Source organism: Microcoleus sp. PH2017_12_PCY_D_A, from assembly GCF_020738565.1.
Classification (GTDB): Bacteria; Cyanobacteriota; Cyanobacteriia; order Cyanobacteriales; family Microcoleaceae; genus Microcoleus.
Genome location: NZ_JAEQCI010000044.1, coordinates 95,424 through 120,767, shown reverse-complemented (window position 1 = coordinate 120,767; position 25,344 = coordinate 95,424). Strand labels below are relative to the sequence as shown.

Sequence of the window (25,344 nt, the reverse complement as noted above, 5' to 3'; positions counted from 1 at the left end):
CAAATTGAGTAATCCGTCAAGATGAAAATCCATAAGCTTAGCCTCTAGCGTAAAGTTCCTATATTATACAGTTTTCACCGCAAACCCAGAAGAGCCAAAATACCCTGTTCTGGAAGCTTGCCCCGTTTGCAAGACAGTTTCGACATTATCCAGCACAATTAGACAAGATTGTTTTTTCAATAATCTTATCAACATCTCTGTCTTTTGACGACAGTCATTTTGAGTAGTAGCGGCAGAAATTTCGCCATTTGAAAGGGTGAACAATAGAGAATCAATAATGCTATCAAATCCAGGGGCTTTGCCAGTGGGCGATCGCAAAGTTTCCCAAGCTGCAACGGTAAAAGGGGCGTTTTCAGCTTGTAGCTCGCGGACTAGCTGACTGGTGAGAGTGGTTTTGCCAATCCCAGCTAAACCAACGAGACAAACGGCGGTGATTGTAATAGCCCTGGTATCTGGATCGAAAATCTGGGATTTTAGGGTATCGAGTTCGCGCGATCGCCCTACCCAATTCTTGACAGGTGCGATTTTTTCAGGGAGTGCAAAGCTTTGATCGTGTTGAGCTTGACTGGGGTGAGCGATCGCCACTTGCGGCGGCGGTGTCTGTGGAGGTGAGGCGTGCGATCGTTCCTTCATGGCCTCTTCCAGAACTATGCGAAGGTTTTTTTTAGTTATCTTTTTTCCTGTCACCTCTGAAAGTAGTTTCAATAACTTGGGACCTAAATTTGTTTCTATATAGCTAACCTTATAGTTAGAAACCTTCATCTCCTCATATGTCTTACCCTCCCAGAATTGGGTAATAATCTCCCTTCGCAGTACGCTTAGCTCCTCTCCTGTGTACTCCTCTACCGACAGATTTAACCATCTTAACACTTCTTCAATATCCATAATTTAGCCAACTCCAGATTTCTTATAAAAATTATACCAAAAAATTTATTAACTTTATGAAATTTATGAACTTTATCACTGAACAGAGGGTAAAAGATGGTGAACTTTATGTATTGCCTTTTTTGAATAGCCATTGCAATATAGTTTTATTAGGCAATTCAAGTATGAATCACCTAAGTGAAAACTCTAAGTTGGTAATTTTGATTTCATCCTCGCTGTTTTCCTAGTCAACCCAAAACTCGCTAGACAAAACAAAATGTCAAAATCACTAAATATTGTATTGCGATTGACTGTTTTACTGATTCTGGAATTAGCTATTGTGTTTTCAGGTGATACAGCCAAAGCAGGAGGTGGAGATCCGGTTGATGTAGAATCAGAAGCTCAACCAAAAACAATCAATGCTACTGCCAATATTAAATGGGATAAATGGAGTAAACCTTATTGGTTGAATGCCCAAGTCTGTCGGGAAAAAGGTGGTGATATTGCCTGTTTTAGCTCTGATACTGCAAAAAAAATGGGCTGGAATATTCCCGTCGTAACTAATCCAATTACTCAGCATTAAAGGAGTATGACAATGAATTTCAATAAAATTCAAAAAATTGCTGCAATCGCCATTGCTAGTCTTTTTTTAGCTGTTACCGCACAAGCAGCAGCTCAAGCCTGGGAAACTTTTCAGGTAAATGGCGGATATGCACTGAATACAAATAACTCTTTTCGGTTAATTGAGGGTAATCCTCGGATGTCTATCTATCAACATAATAGTAACGATCCAGACCAACAATTTGACATCTCATCGAATGGTAAATGGGGAACACTGTTACGTCATCGTTCTACAGGAAAGTGCTTAAATGCTCATTATCTTGCCGATAATAGGGAAATTAATGTCTGGCCTTGCAATGGTAACGATGTCGATCAAAACTGGCATTTAGAAAATGTTGGCAATGGAGAGTTTTTGATCCGCCGTAGTGCGGGAAATAGTGGAAAAAGTGATTTCTGTGTTGATTCTCCTAGTCGTAGTAATAATGGCAGAATTCATCTAATTAAGTGCGAGCGTAATAATGCAAACCAACGCTGGAAAAGCAGTGCTAATGTTGTAGCAACAACATGGAAACTGCCTTGGCGTGGAGGGCCGGTTTCGCGCAATCAAACTTGGCATACTGATGGCTATGGTTTGAGCAGTTTGGATTTCGGATTAAACGGTGGTCAAGCAGTTCTTGCTCCTATTAAGTCAACAGTTATATCCGCTTGCAATGCTGGCAATAATCATTGGGCGATCCAATTACAAGCTTCTAATGGGCAATATTACTCATTAATTCACGTCGCTGCTAGTAGTATTTCGAGGGGTAAAACCTATAATCAAGGAGATCAAATTGGTGTTGTTGCTTCTTTAGCCCCTTTAAACCCGAAGTGCGCTGTATGGACGGGAGTTCATCTTCACATGGGATTTCCTAGCAAAAACTTTAGCATTGATGGCTATAACCTAACACCTTCATCCCTTCCCAGCTCTTTCAGATCCAGTCAATAATAAATAAATCTTCTTGGTGAAGATTGAGTCAAGCGATCGCTCTTTTACCCCAAATTCTCAAAAAGCGCGATCGCCCTTTTCTCAGCCAGCATCACCTGGTGGCGCACAAAACCGAAAAAATAGCTCAAAAGGTCGATCGCCCCTGCTAACTGCAACATACGGGCGATCGACCTTTCCCGATAAAATCAGTTAAACCAGTTAACTTCACTATAAATGTCTTCAGCACAAGTGCGAGCATTCACTGATTGATACTTTTTCTCTGAGGGCTGTATCCCAGTAAAAATGGCACATAGCGATTCAAACCCCAAGCGATCGGAATCAGGATCAATGCAGATAATATCGTGTAAGCTAAGGCAACAATATTTGAGTGTTCTATCGCACTCTTAGGTACTTTAAACACATAGACTAAAACACCTGTAAAAAATGGAAATAGCAACAGATGCAACGGAAAAATTACCAGAGTATTTTTACCGATTTCTGTAAAAAGCTTATTCGGCTTAATCAATCGAGAAATCTGTGCCCAAAATAATATTCCCGACAGTGCAGCTAAGTAAAAATAGAAATAGTTTTTACCAAAATTTCCAATAATAAAAGCACTTGGCTCATTGAGATTTGAAAACACGATATAAGCTAATGTTCCCAGTAGCAAAAATGGCCATTGATACCACGCTTTAAAGCCATCATTCAAAACATGAGGTTTAACTAAATAGCCTAAACCGTAGAAAACTACTGCTGTTAAGGCAATGTCAAGGCCAAAGGGCAGTCTAAATTTTTCGCTATCGACTACTTCAAACAAAAAGTAGCCAATAACAGATAAACTAAACAGCGCAACTCCTAGGCTTTTACGAGACGGTAAACGAATTAGGAAAAAGAAGAGTATTTCCGTGACAAACAAACATGGAAAAAACCAAAGCGTAATGTTAAAATCTAGCCATCCCCAACCTCCAACCCCGTAAAAAATATTAGTCAAAAAGTGTACTATTGGATTTATAGGTAGCACATCTTTTTTGATTTTTCCTATTATGAAAAACCACATGATGTAGCTAAAAATGCCAAAACTTAGATAAGGAATTAGTAGCCGCTGAGCCCGGATTTTGACAAAATCAATAAATTTTTGTTGTTTAATAGATTCTTTGACAAAAAATCCAGAAATTAAAAAAAATAAAGGCATAACCAATGCACTTACATATAAATCAAATTTACTATCTAGACGCCCTGTATGCACCAAGATGATCGATAACATACCAAAAGCTCTTAAATTGTCTATCCAAGAAATTCGACTGCTACTTGATTTTTGCTCAGCTAGGTTACTCATTTTATTTTAATTGATTCCTACACTATCGAATATTTTGTCTTTGATTGAACCAATCTACTTATGATGCCTTTATGACTTTCTTCCTTGTCATTTTCTGTCTAATATCTTATAGTTAACTATCTAGTTTTCCATCTTACTTTACTTTACCAATATTGTCAATTAATTAATCCTGAAAGTCCGGTGCAAATTTCTACCTTACATTAATTTTTAATCCTGCTTCACCACGGGCTCCCAATCATTACAAAAGCCGACCAATAATAAGGATGCGACAACTGCAAATCCGCAAACCCTTGCAAAGATTGCGGCAACTCCACTCCCTCACCCCGACTCGAACCCCGCAACCTGCCGCCCTCCAAACGCACATCTCCCCGCAACATCGCAATTTGCGCTTCTCGCAGTGCCGCCGCCTTAATTGGCGCAGTCTTCAAATGCTGGTAAAACTCAGCCATCAATCCCAAAGTACCCTCATCCGAAACATACCACAAACTCCCCAAAGCCGTTTGCACCCCCGCTTGCAGCGCCAAACCCCCAAAACCCAACTCCGCACTTTCATCACCCACCGCAGTCCGACAAGCACTTAAAACTAATAGATTTACCTGCGGATTATTCAATCTTAAATCACGCAATTGGTTCAGTCTTAACCGACTATCCCACAACTGAATAAAAGAATTATTCGGCAGCCCCGGACGAAATTCGCCGTGAGTAGCTAAGTGAATAATCCCAAAAGGTCGGCTTTGATGCTGTCGCTTCAAATTATCGAAGGTGAAACCCTCATTCAGAAAACTAACTCCCGGCCATTCTCGCGAAATAGCCGCTATTTCCGCAGGAACCGCCGGTAAAGGATTCAACTCCGAAAATTGATCCGCACCCATTGCTAAAACTTGAGATTTTCTGATATCTACGTAGCGAGTATCTGTTAAGTTAATGCTGGGCATGAGGCTGAGATTGTACTTTTCGATCAAAAATTGCTTTCCGTCGTGCAAAGCAGCAAAGGGCATACCTCTCAAACCGCGATCGACTACAAAAGAAATAGTATCAGTTTCGCACTTTTTCAAATTCTCCTCCAAAGGCTCAACCATCCACTTATAAAGCTTTTGGGCAGATGATAGATAACTCGTAGTATTACGTCTGGCTGGATTAGTAATCTCATTCCTGAACGTAGTTACAAGTTTCAGCAGTTCTTCCCGGTGCGCTTCCGGCACAGTTTTGTGAACCACTGCACCGCAAGAATCTACTAACATTAAATCTAATTTTTCCGATCGCGAAAACAGATAAATTAAGCTGGGTTTCGTTTTCGTTTCTGCGCCCACCGATACTAATTTTTTCTTGATGTCGTCTGCCGATAGTAAATCCTTGCTGATGTTAAGACCGAAATATTGCTCGAATTCTTGACCAAAAGATTTTTCCAGCAGAGGTAAAGCTGCGGATATTTGGCCGGCATCCAAGTTCCTGCTGATGTCACTGCGAAATGGTGGCCCAAAAACGGGTTCTCTGGGATTTCCACTGAGGAAATTTCTGAGTCCTCTCGGAGATTGCATTCTTTCCGGTGGTATCCTTTCTCCGGGTTTTCCTAAATCTCGGGATATTCTATTTTGGTTCTGCCGCTGTTCGGGGTTAAAGGGTTGGTTGGAATCGGGAAAAATCGCTCGCGATTTATCTAAGGGAAATCTACCGCTTGGGGATGGTGGCGGCGAATTTGGGTTATTGCGATCGATGGGATTGAGTGGATTATTTGGATTGAGTGGATTATTCTGATTATTCTGATTGTTGAGATTGAGTGGATTATTCTGATTATTCTGATTATTCGGATTGTTGGGATTATTTGGATTGTTGGGATTATTTGGATTCAGTGGATTCAGTGGATTGTTGGGATTATTTGGATTGTTGGGATTGTTGGGATTGTTGGGATTGTCGGGATTAATTGGTTGGTTGGTAGTGACGATCGCACTATTGCCCTGAGTGTAAGAATTGATGAAAGATTGTCCCTCAGTAATCGTACCAGAAGCATTGCTCGCGATCGCCCCAGCAGTCCCGTTAGTCGTCGGATTTCCCACCGCAAAGGGCGTCGGCGGATTGACATCCCCGCCCCCGTGGGCGATCCTCACAGTACCCGGTTGAGTGCCGCCAACAGTCGAGATACTCACAGGAGTGCCGTTTTGGTCAAAAGTACCCGTCACTCGCACCAAACCCGGAGTCTCGATATTCACCGTACCGCCCGGAGCATTGATTGATGCAATGCTAATATCATTTTGAGCGTTAATATTGACTGCGGGATTGCGATCGCGTCCCAAAACATTAACATTTATTGCCTCAGTTCTGATTTGCCCTGCCGCTAAAATTTCCACAATTTCCGCAGCATTAATATTCCCAGTGATAACATTTCCCCGGCGGCTATTAACATCAACAGCAACTCCCTGCAAATTACCCGCAGTCACATTTCCCGCAGCTTGTAAATTGACATTTCCCGTTGACACAGTATTGCCGATCGCAATATTGCCACCGCTAATAACATCAACAGTATTTCCTTGCAAATTCCCCGCAGTAAAATTAGTAGGTGTTCTCGAAACAATGCTCGCAGCAGGAGCATTTATCCCGGCCGCGCTAATATTATTTTGAGCATTGAGATTTACCGCCGCCAGGGGATTAACAGGCTGTGCGGTAGGGCGAGTAATATTAACAGTCCCGGTTTGAATTTGCTGCCCCGCCGAAATCCCAACTTGTTCGGAAGCGGTTATATTACCAGCGGTGACATTTCCCGCAGTGCTGTTAAGATTAATTCCAACTCCCTGCAAATTTTCCGCAGTTAAATTGCCCGAAGCCGTCAAATCAACATTACCTGTTGCGTTGGTATTACCAGTAGTAACAGTTCCCGAATTGCTGGTGACATTAACTCCAATACCCTGCAAATTTCCTGAAATTACATTCCCCGCACCTCTGACATTGATATTTCCTGTTGATGCAGTATTAGCAGTTGTAATATTCCCCGCAGTGCTGGAAACATCCACGGTTCCCCCCTGCAAATTTCCGGCAGTTAAGTTGTTGGTTGCTCTCAAAGCAACGGTGGCAGTGGGAGCATTAACCGAGGCTACATTAATATTAGTGTTCGCGTCCAGATTGACTGTGGGAGTAGTAGGATTAACGGGATTTGTGGCGGCCGGATTAACAGTGATGGGCGCTGTACTGATTTGCCCTCCCGCTACAACTCTGACATCTCCCGCAGAGGCGATCGCACCCGTAGCGACACTTCCGGTGCTGCTGGTGGCGGTAACAGTCGCACCCGTGAGGTTCCCCACGTTTAAGCCTCCAGGAGCTGTCAAACTGAGATTCTCGGTGGCTGTAACGCTGGCAGGTGAAGTATTCGGCACAATTGTATTGGGTTCGTTCAACGTTCCCAGAGCGCCGGAGTTGCTGGTAACATTAACTTGAGAACCCCGCAAAGTCCCAAAATTGACATTGCCGGATGCTGTAAGTGCGATCGCCCCAGAATTCCCAGTGTCGATCGCACCCGTTACAATATTACCCGCAGTCGAATTCACAGTAATATTGCCGTTGATATCAGCCGGAGCGATGTCATTTCTCAATATAATATTATTAACAGCTTGAATATTAATCGTCGAACCAGACGTTAATCTACCTCCAACTATCACCGCCCCTTGCCTGCTTTCGAGATTAATTTGACCGCCATTAATATCTCTAGTTGCCACATTTCCCGTCGCCGACAAAATCACCGGCCCGCCTGCTACAATATTTTCCACAGCAATCAAATTACTGCCTAAAACAGGCCCGGGAGTAAAACTGGCATCCTCGCCCAAACTGTCAGGAGAAACATTCACCGGATTTGCCAAATTTGCTACTCCCGCCCGCAGAATCAAAGCCGGACTCCTGGTTAAAATAGCAATATCTGGATCGTCGGGATTCGCATTTTCAGTCCGCAATGCAACATCCGGGCCAGTAATTGTAATTTCCTCGCCCACAATGCTGCCCCTCGCCTCAACTTTCAGCGAAACCCCCGTATAATCTCCAAAGAAAACATCACCTTCGGAACTGATAATCGGGTCAAATAAACTGACAAAATTTCCCGGCATTCCCGACAGATTCCGCACCGAAAAATTGCCCCTCGAAGCAAAGTGAGCATCCCCAGAAATTACACCGTTGCTGACTAAACTCAAATTGCCGCCGCTTTGGAATTGCGGGGGAAGAGATAAGCCGCCCGTAGCGTTTAAGGTGAGAATGTCGATCGCGCGATCGGCCCGAATCTCTAAATTCCCCCCAGCTTGTGCCAAAAAAGGATTCTGCACGCGATCGCGAACCCGCACCGCATCCCGTGCCAGCAAGTTCAAATCCCCCGCAGTTTGCAGCCTAGCCCCCGCTAACGTCAGATTTCCCGCAGCCGAAACAGTCGCACTTCCCGCATTCACCTGCGGAAGTACAGACAAGCCGGTTTCCGTAGGGGCGGTGCCCCCGTGCCCGCCCTCCACGCTGAAATCTGCTGTAGTCCCAGCAGCGATCGCCACATCCCCAGAATTCACCTGCAAACCAGAGTCCACAAGCCGCACGCTACCATCCGCAGCAACCGCAACACCCGCCGCCTGATTTTGGCCAGAACCTGTCAGCAACTGCGGCAAAGAAACAGCATTTAAACCTTGTGGAGAATTCCCTAAATTAGGATTAGTTGCTATTTCCAAATTCAACAAAAGCCCCGGTTGAGTGATGCGTAAAACATTCTCGCCCCCAACAGCAGCCACAGTAATTTGCCCGCCCGGTGCCGACAACTGCCCCGTACTCACAACAGTACCGCCCAGCAAAGTCAAACTCTGCCCCGGAGTCACAGCCAAATTGCCAGCATTAACAATACTTCCCGGTTGATTCCCCCCAAAATAAAAAGCATTTGGCGCACCAACTAAGGCACTAAAATTATTGGTACCTGCCGCATTAAACCAATTAGAACCAAAACCGACATTCGTCGCAGTAGTTGCAGTGAAAGCACCCGGCACATTCAAACTCGCGTTCGGGCCAAACATCATCCCCGCCGGATTAATTAAAAACAGATTAGAATTGCCGCCCGTGACAGTAATTAAACCATTAATTAGCGAAGGGTTCGAGCCAGCAATGCGAGCTAATATATTTTGAATAGCCGAATTAGTCAGAAAATTAGCAACTTGACCTTCATTCAAGCCGAACTGTCCAAAACTGTGAAAAAGATTCGCCCCGTCTCCCGACAAACTGCCACCGTTAATATCGTAGCGGTTGCCGCTGCGGGTGACAGCAGTGCCAGTACCGTCAGCAGCAGGCACGACTGTTTGCGCCTGTGCGAAAGTATTAAAAATTAACAAAGAAAACGGACAAATAAATAGCCCGACCTTTTTAATCTTTAAGTTGGCGTTTTTCATAACAGCTACAGTCGATCGCAATTTCCCTCAATTATCGCACCCGCGAACAAAATAATCGTAAATAACAAATTAATTAACCCATGACAACTCCCACAATCAAAAGCTTGTACACAGACGGCGCTTGTTCCGGCAACCCAGGCCCCGGCGGTTGGGGTGCAGTAGTTTGCTTCGCCGACGGCAAATGTCACGAACTCGGAGGGGGAGACCCTCAAACCACCAACAACCGCATGGAAATGCAGGCTGCCGTCGCTGCACTCGAATTTTTTGCCAATTCCGGTCAAACCGAACCAGTCACCGTTTACACCGACAGCGAATACGTTAAAAACGGCATCACCAAATGGATTCAAGGCTGGAAAAACAAAGGCTGGAAAACCTCAACCGGCAAAGATGTCGTCAACCAAGACCTCTGGCACCTGCTAGACAAGCTGAACTCGCGCCAAATCAAATGGGAACACGTCCGCGGCCACTCCGGCGACTTTTACAACGACAGGTGCGACGAAATCGCCCGCAGCTTCTCGCACAATCGCACCCCCCAACTGCAACAGCACAAACCAACAGCAGATGAGGCTGGGGCGAACAGGGAGGCATCGCCCCCAGACATTGAAAACCCAATTGTTTTGGAAGAAACGGACACAACTGGTAACAAAACGATAGAATCCTATGTCATAACTTCTGACCTTCCGATCTCCAACTCTACCATGATGGATTCAACAGCCGATACCCTGGAGAACTTACCCCGCGAGGTGAGGGTTCAGGAACTCCGCAACCTGATCGAGACGTTGCACATAGCTGACGAAGTTGCCACCAAAGGCTACTTGATTACCAGTTCTGAACTGGCTGATTTGATGGATGTAAATGCCAGCGCTGTCACCAGCCGCGGAGACAACTGGGTGTGGCGCAACTGGGTAGTTTCTCGCGTGCGCCGCGAGGGCAACCAAATTCTCTGGCAATTAGAACGCATCGACCACGTTAGTACAACTGATTAATCATCAGTCCTCAGTCGTCAGCCATCAGTCAGATACTGACAAGTGCCTTCTGGCTGCTGCGATATCTAAGACTAATTTCCAGAACTCTAAGGGTAGGTGCGCTAGGCGCACCTTACCCATTTCAAGACATTAAAAATAATTTCACCTATAATTAAGAAAGATAAATAAATCATGAATAAACAGTGAAAAACCAGAGTTTGCTCGGTTTAATGAACTGGCTGCAACCCAAGCAAGAAACCGTTTTGCTGTGCGACTCAATTGCAGCAGCTTCTGACATGGCATTCATGCTCAACGGTGACTGGGATGGCTGCAATAGCTTGGTTATACCTAAATCTGACAAGGTGGCAATTGAAGCAGCCGCTAGTTTGGTGGAGACATCGTGGTGCTACCAAAATGCTTGCGAAACAATTTTAATTCGACTGGGAGTTGACGAATTTCTGCGCCGTTACGCTGTTGGAGAAAGATTTTTTATTAATGCCAACTTGAGATGCGCCCAATTGCGTGAAGTTTGCTTGGAAAATATTGATTTGAGTTATGCCAAATTGAATATAGCTGACCTGGGCAGCACTAATTTAAGCAAAGCCAACTTAACAGCAGCACAGTTGCCAGGAGCAAATTTGAGCGGCAGCAATTTGAGTGGAGCGCAACTTGTGAGGGCTAATTTAGCTGGTGCTAATTTATCAGACGCCGATTTAAGAGGTGCAGATTTGAGTTGGGCAGATTTAAGCAATACTAACTTTAAAAATGCCGATTTAAGAGGTGCAAATTTAGGGAGAGCCGACTTAAGAAAAACAAGCTTAAATGAGGCGATCGTTGAGTAAAATAAGTGGCTGGGCGACAGCAGATTAAGGTCCGCAAAAGCGGACTTCAGTCCGCATAATGCTGCGGACTGAAGTCCGCTTTTGCGGACCAATCCGAACAACGTTAAAGTCCAAGTATTTTATGCACATTGCAACTGTCACCGGCCCAGCGGGGCGACTCAATCTCACCGATACGATCGCAGCAAGCAGCGCAGAACCACAACCCATCCCCGTCGTGTTAGTACACGGTATGGCATACCACCTCGGAGTCTGGGACGAGACGATCGCACTTTTGCGCGCCAATTTACCAGAAAACCAGCGCATTCTGGCGATCGACCTCCGGGGCCACGGCGCATCCGATCCGCCCGCAGACGGGGACTACACCCCCGATAGCTGCGCCGCCGACATCATCGCCGTCCTCGACGCACTGAACATCCCCCAAGTAGCCCTCATCGGGCACAGCTTCGGGGCCCTCGTCGTCCTCGCCACCGCATCCACCGCCCCAACCCGCATCACCCGCGTCATCCTAGCCGATCCTCCCGGTGACTTTAACTACCTGCCACCCTCCGTATACGAAGAACAGATGGTTCCCTTCCTCGCAGCCCTAGCGGGCGACGGCTACCGCGCAGCAGCAGAGGAAAAGTTCGTCCAAGCCCTCGAAGGCGGTACAACTGCGACGCGCGAAACCACGATCGCCCGCCTCCGGGCCACGCCGCGCGATCGCCTCATCGGTATGTACAAAGGTATGTTTGCTTACAATGCAGTTGGTGCGATCGATCGCATCCTTGCAACTCCGGGCACTCAAATCTCAGCAGTCCTCGCGCCGGCCAACTCCTGGCCCTTCAGCCTCCACCTACTCCGCCCCCAAATTGCCACCACCGTGATACCAGAAACCAGCCACTGGTTGCAGCTCGATGCGCCGGTTCCCTTCGCGGAAGCGGTGGCGGCGGCACTGATTAGTGATTAGTCATCACTCATTAGTCATTAGTCATGTCCGGTGGATTGACCACAATCAGATTGGTTCGTAGTGCGGACTTCAGTCCGCAGCATTATGCGGACTGAAGTCCGCACTACCAACCGTATCAAAAGCACAACGGCAATCATCCAACAAAGCATCAAGTTCAGCAGCGACTTTCCACGGATTTCTACCTTTGAAAACAGCAGCGATCGCAGCTTCATAGGGATTTCTGCCAGTTTTTTTCACAGCCGCGATCGCCTTTTGGTTAGAAAAACCCCGCCCGCTAACCAACCAAGCAGCCAAAACCTGTCCTGTGCGCCCAATTCCGCCACCGCAGTGAACCACCGCGCGATCGCCCGATCGATTTGCCGATGCCAAAAACGGTAAAATGCGATCGACTAAAATTTCGCGATCGGCCAATTCAAAATCTGCGATCGGAGCCCAGCAAACGCGATCGCACCCAAAAACATTTCCATAGCTTCCCAGCAAGTCAGAATAGCCGATGAGTTGTCTCTCAGGAAGCAAGCAGCAAACTCGATCGATCTTCTGGCGCCGCATAAAATCAATCCAGCCAGCAACTTCGCGATCGCGGTATCCCGGTTTGGCAGCACCAAACACAACTAATTCATCCTCCGCAGCCGCCGCAAACTTGTACATCAGCCCTCAATTTAACTCCTAAAATAACTTAAAAAATTTTAGATATTCTTAGTGTTAAGCTATAGCCTCTATCAAAAATATGAGGTATGTTGTTGGGCTTTAGCCCTATACGTTTATAGGTTCTAGAATCTGTCAGTCCTACCTTATCTTTCTGAAAACCACCATATCATTTTTTATCTGATTTTTTTTTCGTTCTTACTTGCCTTTTCATTATAGCCCTTTTTTCATAAATTTACATTCATTGAGATGCACCTGCACCCAATAAGTATTTTTTATTATTTTGAATTACACCCTAAGTGACTGAATCGTTAAACACGACCATCTTTGTAAAAACCAAAAATCTTGCATGACGTAGCTTTCAGACTTAACGATTCAGTAATTAGTGCAGCAAAAATTAAGTGGCTAGCTTAAATGTCTAACTGTCCTGGACGTTCACCATAAATCAGGAGAAAGTTGATATATCGAGTGCCGCGTTAGATTTCAACAAATCAGGAAATCTACCTCATACTGTTTCAGTATTGCAGTATTTCCTATTGTTCCCATTCGCATTTCACTCAAATTCACAGCAAAGTTTTGAGTGCGACGCTCACCTATCGCCGCAGCTTGTATCTGCAAATTGCCACTCTAATTCACAAATTGCAGATAAGTTCTTAACGTATCGCGACACTTTCTATCGCCCGATACAGTTCAGACAAATTCATCATTGTTTTGGAGAAAATTAAGATGGCTAACATTCCAGGTACTCCCAATAACGACTTACTACATGGCACACCTGACAACGATACCCTCACAGGGTTTGCAGGTAACGACACACTCTACGGTAAAGCCGGAGAGGATGAGCTTGATGGTGGTTCTGGTGCAGACAAAATGTATGGTGGTAGCGGTAATGACGCCTACTTTGTCGATAATATTGCTGACGTAGTTGTCGAAAATACTGCCGAAGGTATCGATCGAGTAGAATCCACCGTCAGCTACACTTTGGGAGCAAATGTCGAAGACCTGTTTTTGAAAGGAACCGCAGCCATTGACGGCACGGGCAACAACGCCCACAATGCTATGGTAGGCAACGATGCCAACAACTCGATGTATGGTTTGGGCGATCGCGACTACTTATTTGGTGCAGGCGGTAACGACTTCCTAAATGGTGGCGATGGAGACGACCAAATCTATGGTGGTACTGGAGATGACCAACTCTATGGTGGTTCTGGCGCCGACGAAATGTATGGTGGTACAGGTAATGACCAATTTCTTGTTGATAATGATGCCGATTTAGTTACCGAAAAACCAGGTGAAGGCATTGATACAGTAGTCACCGCCAAAACCTATACTTTAGGCGCAAACGTCGAAAACCTGACATTGACTGATGCAGGTGCTGCTGATGGTACCGGTAACGAATTGAATAATTATATTCTAGGTAACGCCGGCAAGAACTTCATCAGAGGTGAGGGTGGAGACGATAAAATCAATGGTAGAGGCGGCAATGATAACATTCTTGGTGATGATGGAAATGACACACTTTTAGGTGATAGTGGAAATGACTTCATCTCTGGCTTAAAGGGTAACGATATCCTCTACGGCAACGATGATAATGACCGACTTTTCGGCGGTGGTGGCAACGACATCCTCTATGGGGGTAATGGAAACGATATCTTAGCTGGTGGTGGCGATATTGACCTTGCCGGCAATAACATTCTGTGGGGTGGTGCAGGCGCAGATGGATTCAGATTCTATTTTGCTCCTACAGGGATTGACACCATTAAAGACTTCCAGAAGAGTGAAGTTGACAAAATTGAAATTCACCGCAGTTTTGGTGCTACTTCCCTCGACCAATTTAGCTATAGCAAGACTACTGGTGATTTATTCTTCGGTCAAGTTAAGTTTGCCACTCTTGAGAATAAGCCAGCAGACTTCTTAGTATCCCGAGATATTGTGCTATTACCATGAGGATGAATTGAATTGTATCTGAGTTAAACAGACTTGACATTAAGTCCGTTTAACTCAGATATTACACCATTTTCAATCAGCAATTTACGGGGCAGACAGGATGTTCTGCCCCCACTAAATCTTAGGTATGTTGTTGCGCTTGAGCGCTCTTTCAAAATTCAGGTATGTTGTTGCGCTTAAGCGCTCTTTCAAAATTCAGGTATGTTGTTGCGCTTAAGCGCTCTTTCAAAATTCAGGTATGTTGTTGCGCTTAAGCGCTCTTTTCAGGTATGTTGTTGCGCTTAAGCGCTCTTTTATATAGCCTTTCGAGCGATAGATGAGGTATGACTGTAAATCGAGTTGTTAGGCGCATACCTTGCTACACAATAACTCTAAGGAGTGAGTTCATCCCAACAGCGTCCGCGAATCTTTAGCTCGCAGTGTTATATTTAGAAAGAGCGCTGAAGCGCAACAACCTACCTTTTGGGAAACATAAAAATCTGACGCACCCTACAAGTCTATAGTAGCGTGCTAGTTACAATACTGGATGCAAACAAAAGAGTACCCATTGGGCACTCTTTTGTTTGTTTAGATGACAGCATAACTGACTGAATAGCTGAATCTAACCCTGCTAAAACAAATTAAATATTAGTAATATTTATCTTTCAATCTTAATCTCTAGGTGGTTTTTTGATATTAGCTTAAGTGGCTAGCTTAACTGTCTAAATGTCCTGGACATTGGCTGTCACTAAGGACAAAGTAGATATATCAGCGTGCAGCGTTAGATTTCAACCAATCAGGAAATTACCTAAATAATGTTTAATTATTGTGGCATTTCCGATTGTTCTAATTCGCATTTAACTCAGATTCATAGCAATGTGTTTAGTGCGACACTCACCTATCGCGGCAGCTTGTATCTGCTCGATCGCAAAATCGATCGCTTGTGAATCTAATTCGCAATTGGCAGATTGGTTCTGAACTTTGAGAATCAGAGCAAACAACCAAACAAACTATAAATTTCAGGAGAAATTCCGATGGCAAAGCCAATTATCGGTACATCATTCAACGATACGTATTTGGATGGTACTAGCGGGGCTGATACTATCTATGCCTTAGCGGGTAACGACTCCTCATCTGGCGGGGCGGGCAACGATACGATGTATGGAGGATCTGGGCATGATACCTTGTGGGGATACTTCGGCAATGACAAGATCTTCGGTGAAGAGGATAATGACTATCTCTATGGCGAAGAAGGCGCGGATACCGTCTGGGGCGGCGCAGGTAATGATTACATCAACGGTAGCAATGGTTTATTTAACTATAATAACGATTCTGCCGATCGACTCTACGGCGAGTGGGGTAACGACACCTTAGATGGTTGGACTGGTAACGACACCCTTGACGGTGGATATGACAACGACCTCTTACTTGGTTCCTTCGGTAATGACTACCTCGACGGTGGTTATGGCAACGATAATCTTTCTGGTGAACCAGGAAATGACACTCTCTTCGGTAGTGCTGGAGCAGATAATTTCATTTTTTACTCCACCCCCGCCTATGAAGGTATTGATTTAATCCAAGACTTTCATTACTGGGAAGGTGATAAAGTTCAAATTTCTAGGAGTGGGATGGGAGTGTCTTCAATCAATGATTTCCAATACAACAACAGCACTGGTGCGCTGTCGTTTAAAAACCAGCAATTTGCCAAAATACCGGGTGGATTCCGTCCCAGTTCGGATATCGTTTTCGTTCCTTAGGACTCTTCTTTCTGGTTAGAAGTTGTTTGAAAACTTTGATGTTTTTGGCATTTACTTACGGGTAGCTAGGGGTGCATCTGGCGCAAGGAAGAGGGCGAAGCATGACCGCATATAACTTATTAGTTATCATCTCATATTGACTGCGGTCATGCGAGAGCCCCTACGGATATATTCGCCTTGCGTGAGATGCACCCGTAGCTAGCAACTGGGTTTTTTACGATAATGCTTGGCACTTATGCGGCAGTTTTTGTAAAAAACCCGGTTTTTTTAGTTCGGTTGCTTAGGCCGGGCCGAAGTATAGTTAGGAACGAAAATTTAATAACTTACACATATTTGTGGGATGGGCGTCCCGCCCGTCTTTTCTGGACGGGCGGGACGCCCATCCCACAAGAATAATAAAATTGTAAGTTATTTAATTCTCATTCCTTAGTATGCTAGCGGTCAAGATATTAGCGAAATAGCTAAGACATTTCAGAGAGCACTGGCAATTCGATCGCACTTGCAAAAATTAGGATTTGCAGAATAGCCATCGCCGACATCATATCGCATCGCATCAAGGTGCCTCGGTCTATCGATCGCCCGTTTTTTATGCGCTATAATACATAGAAATAGATGTATGCGCTATAGCACATAAAAAGGATAAATATGGTAGTCACCTCTGCAAATCAATTAGCCGTTACCGTTCGAGAGTATCGCAAAATCGATCGGCTCAGTCAGGCAGATGTCGCCGATCGCGTAGGATTGCGCCAGGAAACCATTTCCGCCTTTGAGAATCAACCCGATCGCACCAAACTCGACACGCTATTCCGCATTCTGTCCGCGTTGAACTTGGAAATTCACGTGGTACCTAGAGGCACTAAATCCTCAAGCTGGGATCGAGAATGGTAACATCAAAACCTGTCGATCGCCTCAAAGTTCTAATGAATGGCATCTGCGTCGGACAACTGACGAAGTTACCAACAGGCGCAATTGCCTTTCAATACGATTTCTAGTAAAGTAAACATCGATTTACTTTACTAGAGATTCTTTAAGTATGCCATCCTTTACTAAGAAATCGGAACGGGCAGGGCAGTGGGTGCGGCAGGGCAGTGGTGAAACTTCTTATGAAGCCTTCATTCCTGCACCCCTACCTCCCGATCCGGCAATTATGGTAGATTCAGCGCTTCAGCGACGGCTGGAAGCCGCTGGGTTTGCATTAGGACGGCTTGATGGGATTGGGCGACTACTACCAGGACCAGAAGAACTTCTATATAGTTACATTCGCAAGGAAGCAGTGCTATCAAGCCAGATTGAGGGAACTCAGTCATCGATTGCTGATTTGCTTCTTCATGAGAATCAGGCAGTACCGGGAGTTGTCTTGGAAGATGTTCAAGAGGTTTCCAACTATATCGGTGCGTTGAGCTATGGTATTGAACGGCTCTCAACGCTGCCACTCAGCTTACGCCTAATTCGTGAATCGCATGAGCGACTCGTTCGTGGAACTCGCGGCGATCGAAAGGCACCTGGAGAGTTCAGGCGTTCCCAGAATTGGATTGGGGGAAGCAAACCAAGTGATGCAATGTTTGTACCACCACCACCCCATGAATTACCAGATATACTCAGTGCGTTCGAGAAATTTCTCCACTCTGCAGAATATCCTGTTTTGCTTAAGGTCGGACTTGCACACGGGCAATTTGAGACAATTCACCCTTTTCTTGACGGTAACGGTCGAGTAGGTCGTATGCTCATAGCACTCATGCTCGTTGAAGAAGGAGTTTTGGAACGACCGTGGCTTTATGTGAGCCTTCATTTTAAAAAGCACCGTGACAAGTATTATCGTCTACTTCAAGAAGTAAGAACCCAAGGGAATTGGGAAGAGTGGCTGATATTTTTCCTTGAAGGTGTTACCACTATTGCTAATCAGGCTACGGAGAAAATCCGTGCTCTCATGGCGCTGTTTGAGCGAGATCGGAAAGTAGTAGAGCAGTCGCGGAAAGGCTCGATTTACCAGTCGGTTGCGGTGCAGTCCAACTTGACAGTCTACGATTACCTAAAGAAAAAGATAGCAATCCGAATTCCTGAAACCGCAGACGCTTGTGGAACAACAAAGCCAACTGTTAAACGTGCAATAGAAGACCTTCAACAACTTGGTATCGTGACTGAAGTAACAGGCAAGCCCAGGAATAAGGTGTACCTCTATCAGGAGTACCTTGATATTTTGAATCAGGATGATGGAACTTCTGAACTACCGAATAAAAGCAGTAATTCTTGAGTGAGCGAAGCTGATGAATAGTTGTCCTTTTCCCTACTAACCAGTTGCCTAACCATTGACTCAGCAGGCAACCAGGGAAACAGCAGCTCCGGCGGTAGTCAATCCATGTCGGCAGACGGGCAATTTATATTGAGTCGTCTGTGGGGGTTTAGCCCAGCAGCAATTACGGTAAAGTAGCATTTCTTAAGTGGCTAGCTTAAGTGGCTAACTGTCCTGGACATGATTCCGGGAGTTGAGTTATTTTGTTGATGTGCTGATAAGTCGCAGCACTGTTTAAATTTGTCAGAACTTTAATCAAAAGCTTGAGTCTGTTTATAGGCACTGCGACCTATAAATAGTCAGCTTGCAAATTCCATTCTACCTTACCTATTGGTTTAACTACGCTGTAATTATTTGACCTTTACTTATTGTTAAACCAATTCTATTTTCATCATTTTAATGACAACTTTTTATCAGGTAAGACATCATGGCTTTACAAACAGATCCATCCGAACCGCGCCGCTTAATTGGTGACAATACATCCGAAACTGTTTTTTTGTCGATCGCAGATGCCAATAATTTCCCTTTGGGAGTTTCAATGCTCGGAGGCGACGATACAGTAGACACCTCAGTAGCTAACAATTTGGTTTATGGCAATGAAGGAGAAGACATTCTCAGGGGAAATTTGGGTAACGATTCCTTATTCGGAGGAAGGGGGAAAGACATGCTGGGTGGAAATGCTGGAAATGACTATCTCAGCGGAGGACAGGATACAGATTTGATTTATGGCTTTGGGGGAAACGATATTTTACAGGGCGGTAGAGGCAATGATATCTTAATTAGCGGTGACGGGTATGATACTTTAATTGGGGGTTTGGGGCGAGACTTTTTCATGGGCGCGAGTGACAATCTTTCTTTACCTAAAATCGGCAGCAACTTGTATGTCCTGCAAGCAGAACCAGGAGTTTCAAATCTCAATAATGCGGATACGATCGCTTTTTTAGGAGTTGGCGATCGAATTGGATTAGCAGGGGGTTTGACTGCTAGCGATATAGTTTTGGAACGCCTGACAAATGTGACAATTGTCTTGGAGTTTGACGGGCCGCAAGCCTTAAAAAACAGTGTTCAGCCAGGTATACTCAATCCTGGGCCCATTGTCACTTCAGGAACTTTAATCAGAGTTAAAAATTCCGGCGAGATGTTGGGTTTTGTTGATGGTGTAACGCCCGCCCAGATTCAAGGCAATATTATATCGGTTCAAGGATTTTAATTTTCCACGATCCCAAATCCGGTGTGGTGGTAAGCGAGGTACATAGAAACCCGTGAGGTACATAGGACTTGCTGAAAAAGTGTACGTAGTGGAAAAACGAGGCTACACAGCTTAAAAAATAGTAGGTTTATTGCTGGCATTTCCAAATTTCGCCAGAAATTAACAACTTTCATTGCAAGGGTTTTGAGTCTCTATAATCCTATAACTTGCACTTTTTCAAGCAAAAAAAGTTTAAACCCCTTATCTGGTAAGCTTTCTACCTTTATTCAGCAAGCCCTGCATAGAAACCCGGTTTCTTTAAGAAACCGGGTTTCTGGTATCAACTGTTAACTGTCAAGTGTCAACTATCAACTGTTTGCGATCGCCCCCAAGACCTCCAAAGTAGCTTTCTGAGCTTCTGTAATTCCCGTGACTCCGGCAATATTCATACCCTCATAGGGTCGATCGGCTTTGAGAGTTTTCCAACATTCACCTGTGTTGAAATCCCAAATCTTAATCGTTTCATCCTCACCCGTACTGGCAAGCAATTCACCATTTGGATGCCAAATAACTGACCAAATAGAGTTGCGATGTCCTTGCAAAATCTTGATACATTGACTGCTATTAATATCCCAAATGCGCGTAGTTTTGTCCGCTCCCCCGCTGGCAAGCATTTGCCCGTCGGGACTCCAGGAAATCGATCGCACAGAATCACCGTGTCCTGTCAATTGTTGCCAACACTTACCGCCGATCGCATCCCACAAACACACGGTTCGATCGTCGCTGCAACTTGCTAAGATTTTGCCATCGGGACTCCAAGCAATTGACCAAACCCAACCTGTATGTCCTGACAAAACATTCAAACATTCACCGCTATTGACATCCCAAAAACGGATCGTTCGATCGGTACTGCAACTTGTTAAGATTTTGCCGTCGGGACTCCAAGCAACCGACCAAACCCAACCGGTATGTCCTGACAAAATCTTCAAACATTGACCGCCCTGAGCGTCCCAAAGCCCGATCGTCAGATCCGTACCGCAACTTGCGAGAATTTGTCCGTCGGGACTCCAGGCTGCAAATCGCACCCAATGGCGGTGTCCCGATAGCACTTTCAAACAGCGCCCGGTTTTAACATCCCACAGCCGTAGGGTTTTATCGGCGCCGCTACTTGCGAGGGTTTTTCCGTCCGGACTCCAAGCTACTGACCAGATACAGTCACTGTGGCCTTGAAGCACGCCGGTGGGCTGGGTACGATCGAGATTCCACAAGCGTATTTTTCGAGCGTCGCTGCTGGCGAGGGTTTGTCCGTCGGGACTCCAAGCTACCGACCAGATGCACTGAGTGTGTCCTCGAAGCACGCTCAGACAATGACCGCTATCGGTGTCCCAAAATCGCACGGTTCTGTCGAAACCGCCGCTGACCAGTTTTCGTCCGTCTGCATTCCACGCCACAGACCAAACTGGGCCGCTGTGACCCTGGAGAATTTTTAAACAACGCTGGCTATTCACATCCCACAATCTAATAGTTCGATCGTCACTTGCACTAGCAAGAATTTTGCCGTCGGGACTCCAAGCAACCATTCTCAGCCAATCTTGATGTCCTGCCAAAATATGCGAGCATTGGTTGCTGGCAATATCCCAAATTGTGACATAGAAATTGATGCCGCCAATGGCAATTTTCGTGCCGTCTGGATGCCAAGAGATCGATCGAATGCGATCGTTTGGCAGTTCGATCGCCCTCAGAAACTTACCGCTAGGCGCTTCCCACAATCGGATCGTTTCATCGTCACTACCGCTTGCCAAAAATGCTCCGTCTGGACTCCAAGCCAGCGACCAAATCCAGTTTTGATGACCGTTCAAAGTCTCCAAACATTGACCGCTCGCAGTATCCCAAAGTCGGATCGTTCGATCTGCACTGGCACTAGCAACGATCGGTTTTGTGGGATGCCAAGCAATCTTCCAAACTGAGTCGAGATGGCCTTGACAAATGTTCAAACATTGCCCGCTTTTGATATCCCACAACCGCACGGTGCGATCGATACTGCTGCTAGCTAGAGTTTGTCCGTCTGGACTCCAAGCAAGGGAAAAAATCCAATTGGTATGCCCTTTTAAAATAGAGATGAGTTGCTGGTTGTGAGTTTGCCACAAACGAATTTCACCGTGACTGTCACCTGTTGCCAGAATTTGACCGTCAGGGCTGAAGGCTACCGCAAAAACCAGGGCAAAGGTTTGATTGAAGACTGATTTTGTCAAGTTTGCGCCTTGAAAATTGACGCGATGTAAATTCAGATCCTGCAAACAAGCGTGCCACAAATCTAAATTTGAGAAGTCATAGCCCGCGAGATCGATATTGAGGAAACGATACAGATTGAATAGATTTCCTCCAGCATACCGATAGGATTGAACGAAAGTATCTGAGTTTTGGCGCAGTCGATCGAGCAGTTCTCGCAGATTTTGTTCTAAGAGTTGGAATGTGGCAAATTTATTGATTAATCTGGAAACTATCTGCTCTAAAATCAGTCGGTTTTGAGTTTCCCAGATATAATTTTTGACGGTGGTTTTGGTTAAGGCGTGGCTGGCGAGCAAATTTAATTTGCCATCTGCCAATTCTGTCACAATTTGCTCAATGAATCGCTCGGTTACGTATTCCATTACTACGGGCTGTTGCGTGTAATTGCCCGAGCGTTTTTCAATGAGCGATCGCCAAGATAATCTTTCTAGTGCTTCTAACACTTGAGCGTTAGAAACAGTGGGGATAATATCTTCTTGGAGTTGCGAGATATTCGTCCAATCTCGATTTATCGCCAGCCAGTACATGATATTTAGCTCTAATTCAGAGAGCCGATCGAATTGATTGTCTAGCAGCCGGCGCAATCCATTAAATACTAAGGTTTCCTGTTCCAGAAACAGTTGGATCTCGCCATCAAATAAATCGCGAATTGAAGTCGCGACAATTTTTACTGCTAAAGGATTGCACCGATAGCGATCGCACAATTCCTGTTTGTGACTTTCTAATCCAGTTAAACCGGTGGTTTCGATCGCTGCTGCTGCTGCTTCGGGACAGCCGCCTAGTGACAAGCTTTGGATTGCTAATTCGCCTCCTTCCAATTGAGCGAAGAGAGAGCATTTTTCCCGGCTGGTTAACACCAAACAGCTTTGATGGGGAGTTTCGGCCACCGCGCGGAGCATTTCTCCGTAAGCTTCATAACCGGGACGATATTGTCCGCTCTGATTCCCAGGTTGTGACAGGCTTTCGGTATTATCGATCGCCAGCAGACAGCGATGATTCCGCAAACATTGAATCAAGCTGCTAATTTCTGCTTTTGTATCCTGTTGTCCTGAGAGGAATGAGACTAATTCTGCTAATAAAATTTCCGGCGACGGGGCATTGCGGAGGCTTCGCCAAATGACGTAGGTAAATTGGTTGTGTAGCTGTTCTGCTAATTTGACAGATAAAGCAGTTTTACCAATACCGCCAATCCCAAAAATACCCACCAACCGACAATTATCTTGTAGAATCCATTGGGTGAGGGTGGTAAGTTCTGCGGTGCGCCCGTAAAAGCGAGAAACATCTATGGCTTCTCCCCAATTTTGGGCGATCGACTTCACTGGCTGCCGCTGTGGGGCTTCGGGTTCTGGCTGGATGTAGTCTTGCTCGGTTATAGTCAGGTTAAAGGCGCGAAATAGCTCTTCTAGGGTTTGGCGATCGACTGCTGCTTTGCCACTTCGCAACCGTCCGATCGATCGAGCACTGAGCCCTGTCAAATTGCTTAATCGCTCTAATGTGTAAGCATAACCGCCATTTTCAGCAATGGCTAATTGTTCCTGGGTATTCTGTAGACGCTGCAAACCCCAATCTGATAGAATCACGCCTCGGCGCTTGCGCTTTTGCGGCAGTTTAGTCATATCTTAACTATTTCAACTATTCCAACTTGAACTTAGGACTTGTTGTTACATTCGTAGTTTCATTTAACCGCAGTAAGATTCGTTCGTTCGTTCGTAGTGCGGACTTCAGTCCGCAAAAGGGAGCGGACAGTAAGATTCGTTTGTAGTGCGGACTTGAGTCCGCAAAAGGGAGCGGACTGAAGTCCGCACTACAAACCGTTCGTAGTGCGGACTTGAGTCCGCAAAAGGGAGCGGACTGAAGTCCGCACTACAAACCGTTTTTTTCTGGTAATCGACCGGACACGATCTCAACTATCAACTGTCAACTGTCAACTGTTTTTAAAGCTTGTCATATCTCAAATCCAGATTCAACCCGTCATTTGCCGTAGTCAATTGTTAAGAAACCGATACAAAAGCATCTATTTCTCCTCGCAACTCGTCTTACTCTATATCGAGTCCGAATGATTGGTGATTAATTTATCAGGGACAATGCAACACTTAACTCAGAATGATTTTCAAATTTTTTCAGGATGCCTGCAGGAATTATACAAAACTTGTAGTGTTGAGGATTTCTCATCTCATCTGCTGGCGATCGTCTCGAAGGTTATTTCCGCAGTAGATTATACATACACCACCCTCTCCTTCGAGAACAGCAAGACTACCACCCTCGACTATAAACCCGCCCCGGGGTTCGATCGCCTTGATACAGCAAATTTTGAGAAAGTTGCACACCAGCATTTTTACGAAAACCCTCTAGTCGGTAATTATCTCCGAACTCGCGACCATCGAGCGCATAAGGTTTCAGACTTCTTAAACGAGCAGCAACTGCATCGTTTGGAAGGATTGTATGGAAAGCTGATGCAGCCTAGAGGAATCAAGGATCTGATCGCAGTTTCACTACCTCTGGCTTTGGCTGCTAAATCTGCGAGCAAGCTCTACTCTGGACAAGATGATATTATTGCGATTACTCTTTTGGGAGACCGGATTTTTACTGAGCGCGATCGCTATTTATTCAATTTACTGCACCCTCATCTGCTACAAGCCCAACAAAACATGAATCAGTTTACCCAGATAGAACAGGAGTGGGTACAGCAGCGTCATACTCTGGAGGCGTTGGGAATTATTTCTCTCAACGGAGATGGGCAAGTTTTATTCATGAGCGAAGGAGCTTTCCATTGGCTGAAACACTATTTTCAAGACTCACAATCTTCAACCAAATGTTTGCCAGATAATTTGCAGCGATGGGTTAAATATCAGTTATCGCTGGTAATTCCCAGTGATGAAATTCCTGCTCCTCATTTACCGCTAAAATTAGAACAGGCAGGAAAACAATTAGTTGTGCGCTTTCTGACTGAGCAACCGCTGGAAAAATATCTATTGTTGCTTGAAGAAGAGGATTTTTTGACTCTATCATCCGTATCTTTAGAAGTGCTAGGCTTAACAAAGCGGGAAACAGAAGTGTTATTTGAGGTGACGCAAGGTAAGACTAATCCAGAAATTGCGGCAACACTGAGCCTGAGCATTGGTACTGTCAGAAAGTATTTAGAACATATCTACTCAAAGCTGGGAGTACAAACTCGTGCGGAGGCTGTAGTATGTGCTTTGAAATATCTTGGAGCGATCGGATAAGTAGTCTCTCCTGAGTTTTAGGCATCGCAAAAATAATCGCAAAAATAGTTGCCAGAAACTGGTTTTTTTACGAAAAGACGCGCTGTAGCGCACATAAAGAGTAAAAAACCCGGTTTATTTGATGGTGGTGCGTCCGGGACTAAACGTTAGAGAAAC

Annotated in this window: 18 protein-coding genes; 13 read left to right on the top strand and 5 right to left on the bottom strand. The window is 45.2% G+C overall.

The window, feature by feature from the left end:
- Positions 1-63 precede the first annotated feature (63 nt).
- On the bottom strand, positions 64-633 hold the full coding sequence (locus JGK39_RS14410) for an ATP-binding protein (RefSeq protein ID WP_293296660.1): 570 nt from the start codon (positions 631-633) through the stop codon (positions 64-66).
- 508 nt (positions 634-1,141) lie between these two features.
- On the opposite strand from JGK39_RS14410, the gene JGK39_RS14405 reads away from it, so the two are divergent.
- From JGK39_RS14405 to JGK39_RS14395, 3 genes are read left to right on the top strand one after another with little or no spacing between them, the layout of a single operon-like run.
- Complete coding sequence (locus tag JGK39_RS14405) at positions 1,142-1,447, top strand: hypothetical protein (protein ID WP_293296658.1); 306 nt, start codon at positions 1,142-1,144, stop codon at positions 1,445-1,447.
- Between the two features lie 12 nt (positions 1,448-1,459).
- Positions 1,460-2,410 carry a ricin-type beta-trefoil lectin domain protein gene (locus tag JGK39_RS14400; protein WP_293296656.1) on the top strand — a complete coding sequence of 317 codons (951 nt, stop codon included), beginning with the start codon at positions 1,460-1,462 and terminating at the stop codon, positions 2,408-2,410.
- A 16-nt stretch (positions 2,411-2,426) separates the two neighbouring features.
- Positions 2,427-2,603, top strand: a complete 177-nt coding sequence (locus JGK39_RS14395) for a hypothetical protein (protein WP_293296654.1) — start codon at positions 2,427-2,429, stop codon at positions 2,601-2,603.
- A 45-nt stretch (positions 2,604-2,648) separates the two neighbouring features.
- Here the strand turns inward: JGK39_RS14395 and JGK39_RS14390 are convergent, their stop codons facing one another.
- Complete coding sequence (locus tag JGK39_RS14390; RefSeq protein WP_293296652.1) at positions 2,649-3,725, bottom strand: acyltransferase family protein; 1,077 nt, start codon at positions 3,723-3,725, stop codon at positions 2,649-2,651.
- Positions 3,726-3,943: 218 nt separating this feature from the next.
- Entirely contained in the window at positions 3,944-9,115 is a 5,172-nt protein-coding gene (locus JGK39_RS14385) for a CHAT domain-containing protein (protein ID WP_293296650.1), read from the bottom strand.
- Positions 9,116-9,195: 80 nt separating this feature from the next.
- Between JGK39_RS14385 and rnhA the strand changes: the two genes are divergently transcribed.
- The 3 genes from rnhA (at position 9,196) to JGK39_RS14370 (ending at position 11,868) form a co-directional block, all read left to right on the top strand.
- The gene (gene rnhA, locus JGK39_RS14380; RefSeq protein WP_293245761.1) at positions 9,196-10,101 is read left to right on the top strand and encodes a ribonuclease HI; all 906 of its coding nucleotides are present in this window, start codon (positions 9,196-9,198) and stop codon (positions 10,099-10,101) included.
- 182 nt (positions 10,102-10,283) lie between these two features.
- Positions 10,284-10,922, top strand: coding sequence for a pentapeptide repeat-containing protein (locus tag JGK39_RS14375; RefSeq protein WP_293245763.1), 639 nt, complete (start codon positions 10,284-10,286; stop codon positions 10,920-10,922).
- Positions 10,923-11,043: 121 nt separating this feature from the next.
- On the top strand, positions 11,044-11,868 hold the full coding sequence (locus JGK39_RS14370) for an alpha/beta hydrolase (protein WP_293245765.1): 825 nt from the start codon (positions 11,044-11,046) through the stop codon (positions 11,866-11,868).
- Between the two features lie 69 nt (positions 11,869-11,937).
- Here the strand turns inward: JGK39_RS14370 and JGK39_RS14365 are convergent, their stop codons facing one another.
- On the bottom strand, positions 11,938-12,516 hold the full coding sequence (locus JGK39_RS14365; RefSeq protein ID WP_293245767.1) for a protein phosphatase: 579 nt from the start codon (positions 12,514-12,516) through the stop codon (positions 11,938-11,940).
- A gap of 723 nt (positions 12,517-13,239) precedes the next feature.
- Between JGK39_RS14365 and JGK39_RS14360 the strand changes: the two genes are divergently transcribed.
- From JGK39_RS14360 to JGK39_RS14335, 6 genes are all read left to right on the top strand, one after another.
- Positions 13,240-14,460 carry a calcium-binding protein gene (locus JGK39_RS14360; RefSeq protein WP_293296648.1) on the top strand — a complete coding sequence of 407 codons (1,221 nt, stop codon included), beginning with the start codon at positions 13,240-13,242 and terminating at the stop codon, positions 14,458-14,460.
- A gap of 794 nt (positions 14,461-15,254) precedes the next feature.
- The gene (locus JGK39_RS14355; protein ID WP_293245771.1) at positions 15,255-15,386 is read left to right on the top strand and encodes a hypothetical protein; all 132 of its coding nucleotides are present in this window, start codon (positions 15,255-15,257) and stop codon (positions 15,384-15,386) included.
- Between the two features lie 87 nt (positions 15,387-15,473).
- Positions 15,474-16,196 (top strand): calcium-binding protein, encoded by a 723-nt coding sequence (locus JGK39_RS14350; protein ID WP_293245773.1) that lies wholly within the window; start codon positions 15,474-15,476, stop codon positions 16,194-16,196.
- Positions 16,197-16,841: 645 nt separating this feature from the next.
- Positions 16,842-17,084: a helix-turn-helix domain-containing protein gene (locus JGK39_RS14345; protein WP_293145588.1), complete on the top strand. Its 243-nt coding sequence runs from the start codon at positions 16,842-16,844 to the stop codon at positions 17,082-17,084.
- 145 nt (positions 17,085-17,229) lie between these two features.
- On the top strand, positions 17,230-18,447 hold the full coding sequence (locus JGK39_RS14340) for a Fic family protein (RefSeq protein WP_293245775.1): 1,218 nt from the start codon (positions 17,230-17,232) through the stop codon (positions 18,445-18,447).
- A 466-nt stretch (positions 18,448-18,913) separates the two neighbouring features.
- On the top strand, positions 18,914-19,696 hold the full coding sequence (locus JGK39_RS14335) for a calcium-binding protein (protein ID WP_293245777.1): 783 nt from the start codon (positions 18,914-18,916) through the stop codon (positions 19,694-19,696).
- A 347-nt stretch (positions 19,697-20,043) separates the two neighbouring features.
- Here JGK39_RS14335 and JGK39_RS14330 read toward each other — a convergent pair whose 3' ends face one another.
- On the bottom strand, positions 20,044-23,580 hold the full coding sequence (locus JGK39_RS14330; RefSeq protein ID WP_293245783.1) for an NACHT domain-containing protein: 3,537 nt from the start codon (positions 23,578-23,580) through the stop codon (positions 20,044-20,046).
- A 468-nt stretch (positions 23,581-24,048) separates the two neighbouring features.
- Between JGK39_RS14330 and JGK39_RS14325 the strand changes: the two genes are divergently transcribed.
- Positions 24,049-25,188: a helix-turn-helix transcriptional regulator gene (locus JGK39_RS14325; protein WP_293245785.1), complete on the top strand. Its 1,140-nt coding sequence runs from the start codon at positions 24,049-24,051 to the stop codon at positions 25,186-25,188.
- The last annotated feature ends 156 nt before the right edge of the window (positions 25,189-25,344 follow it).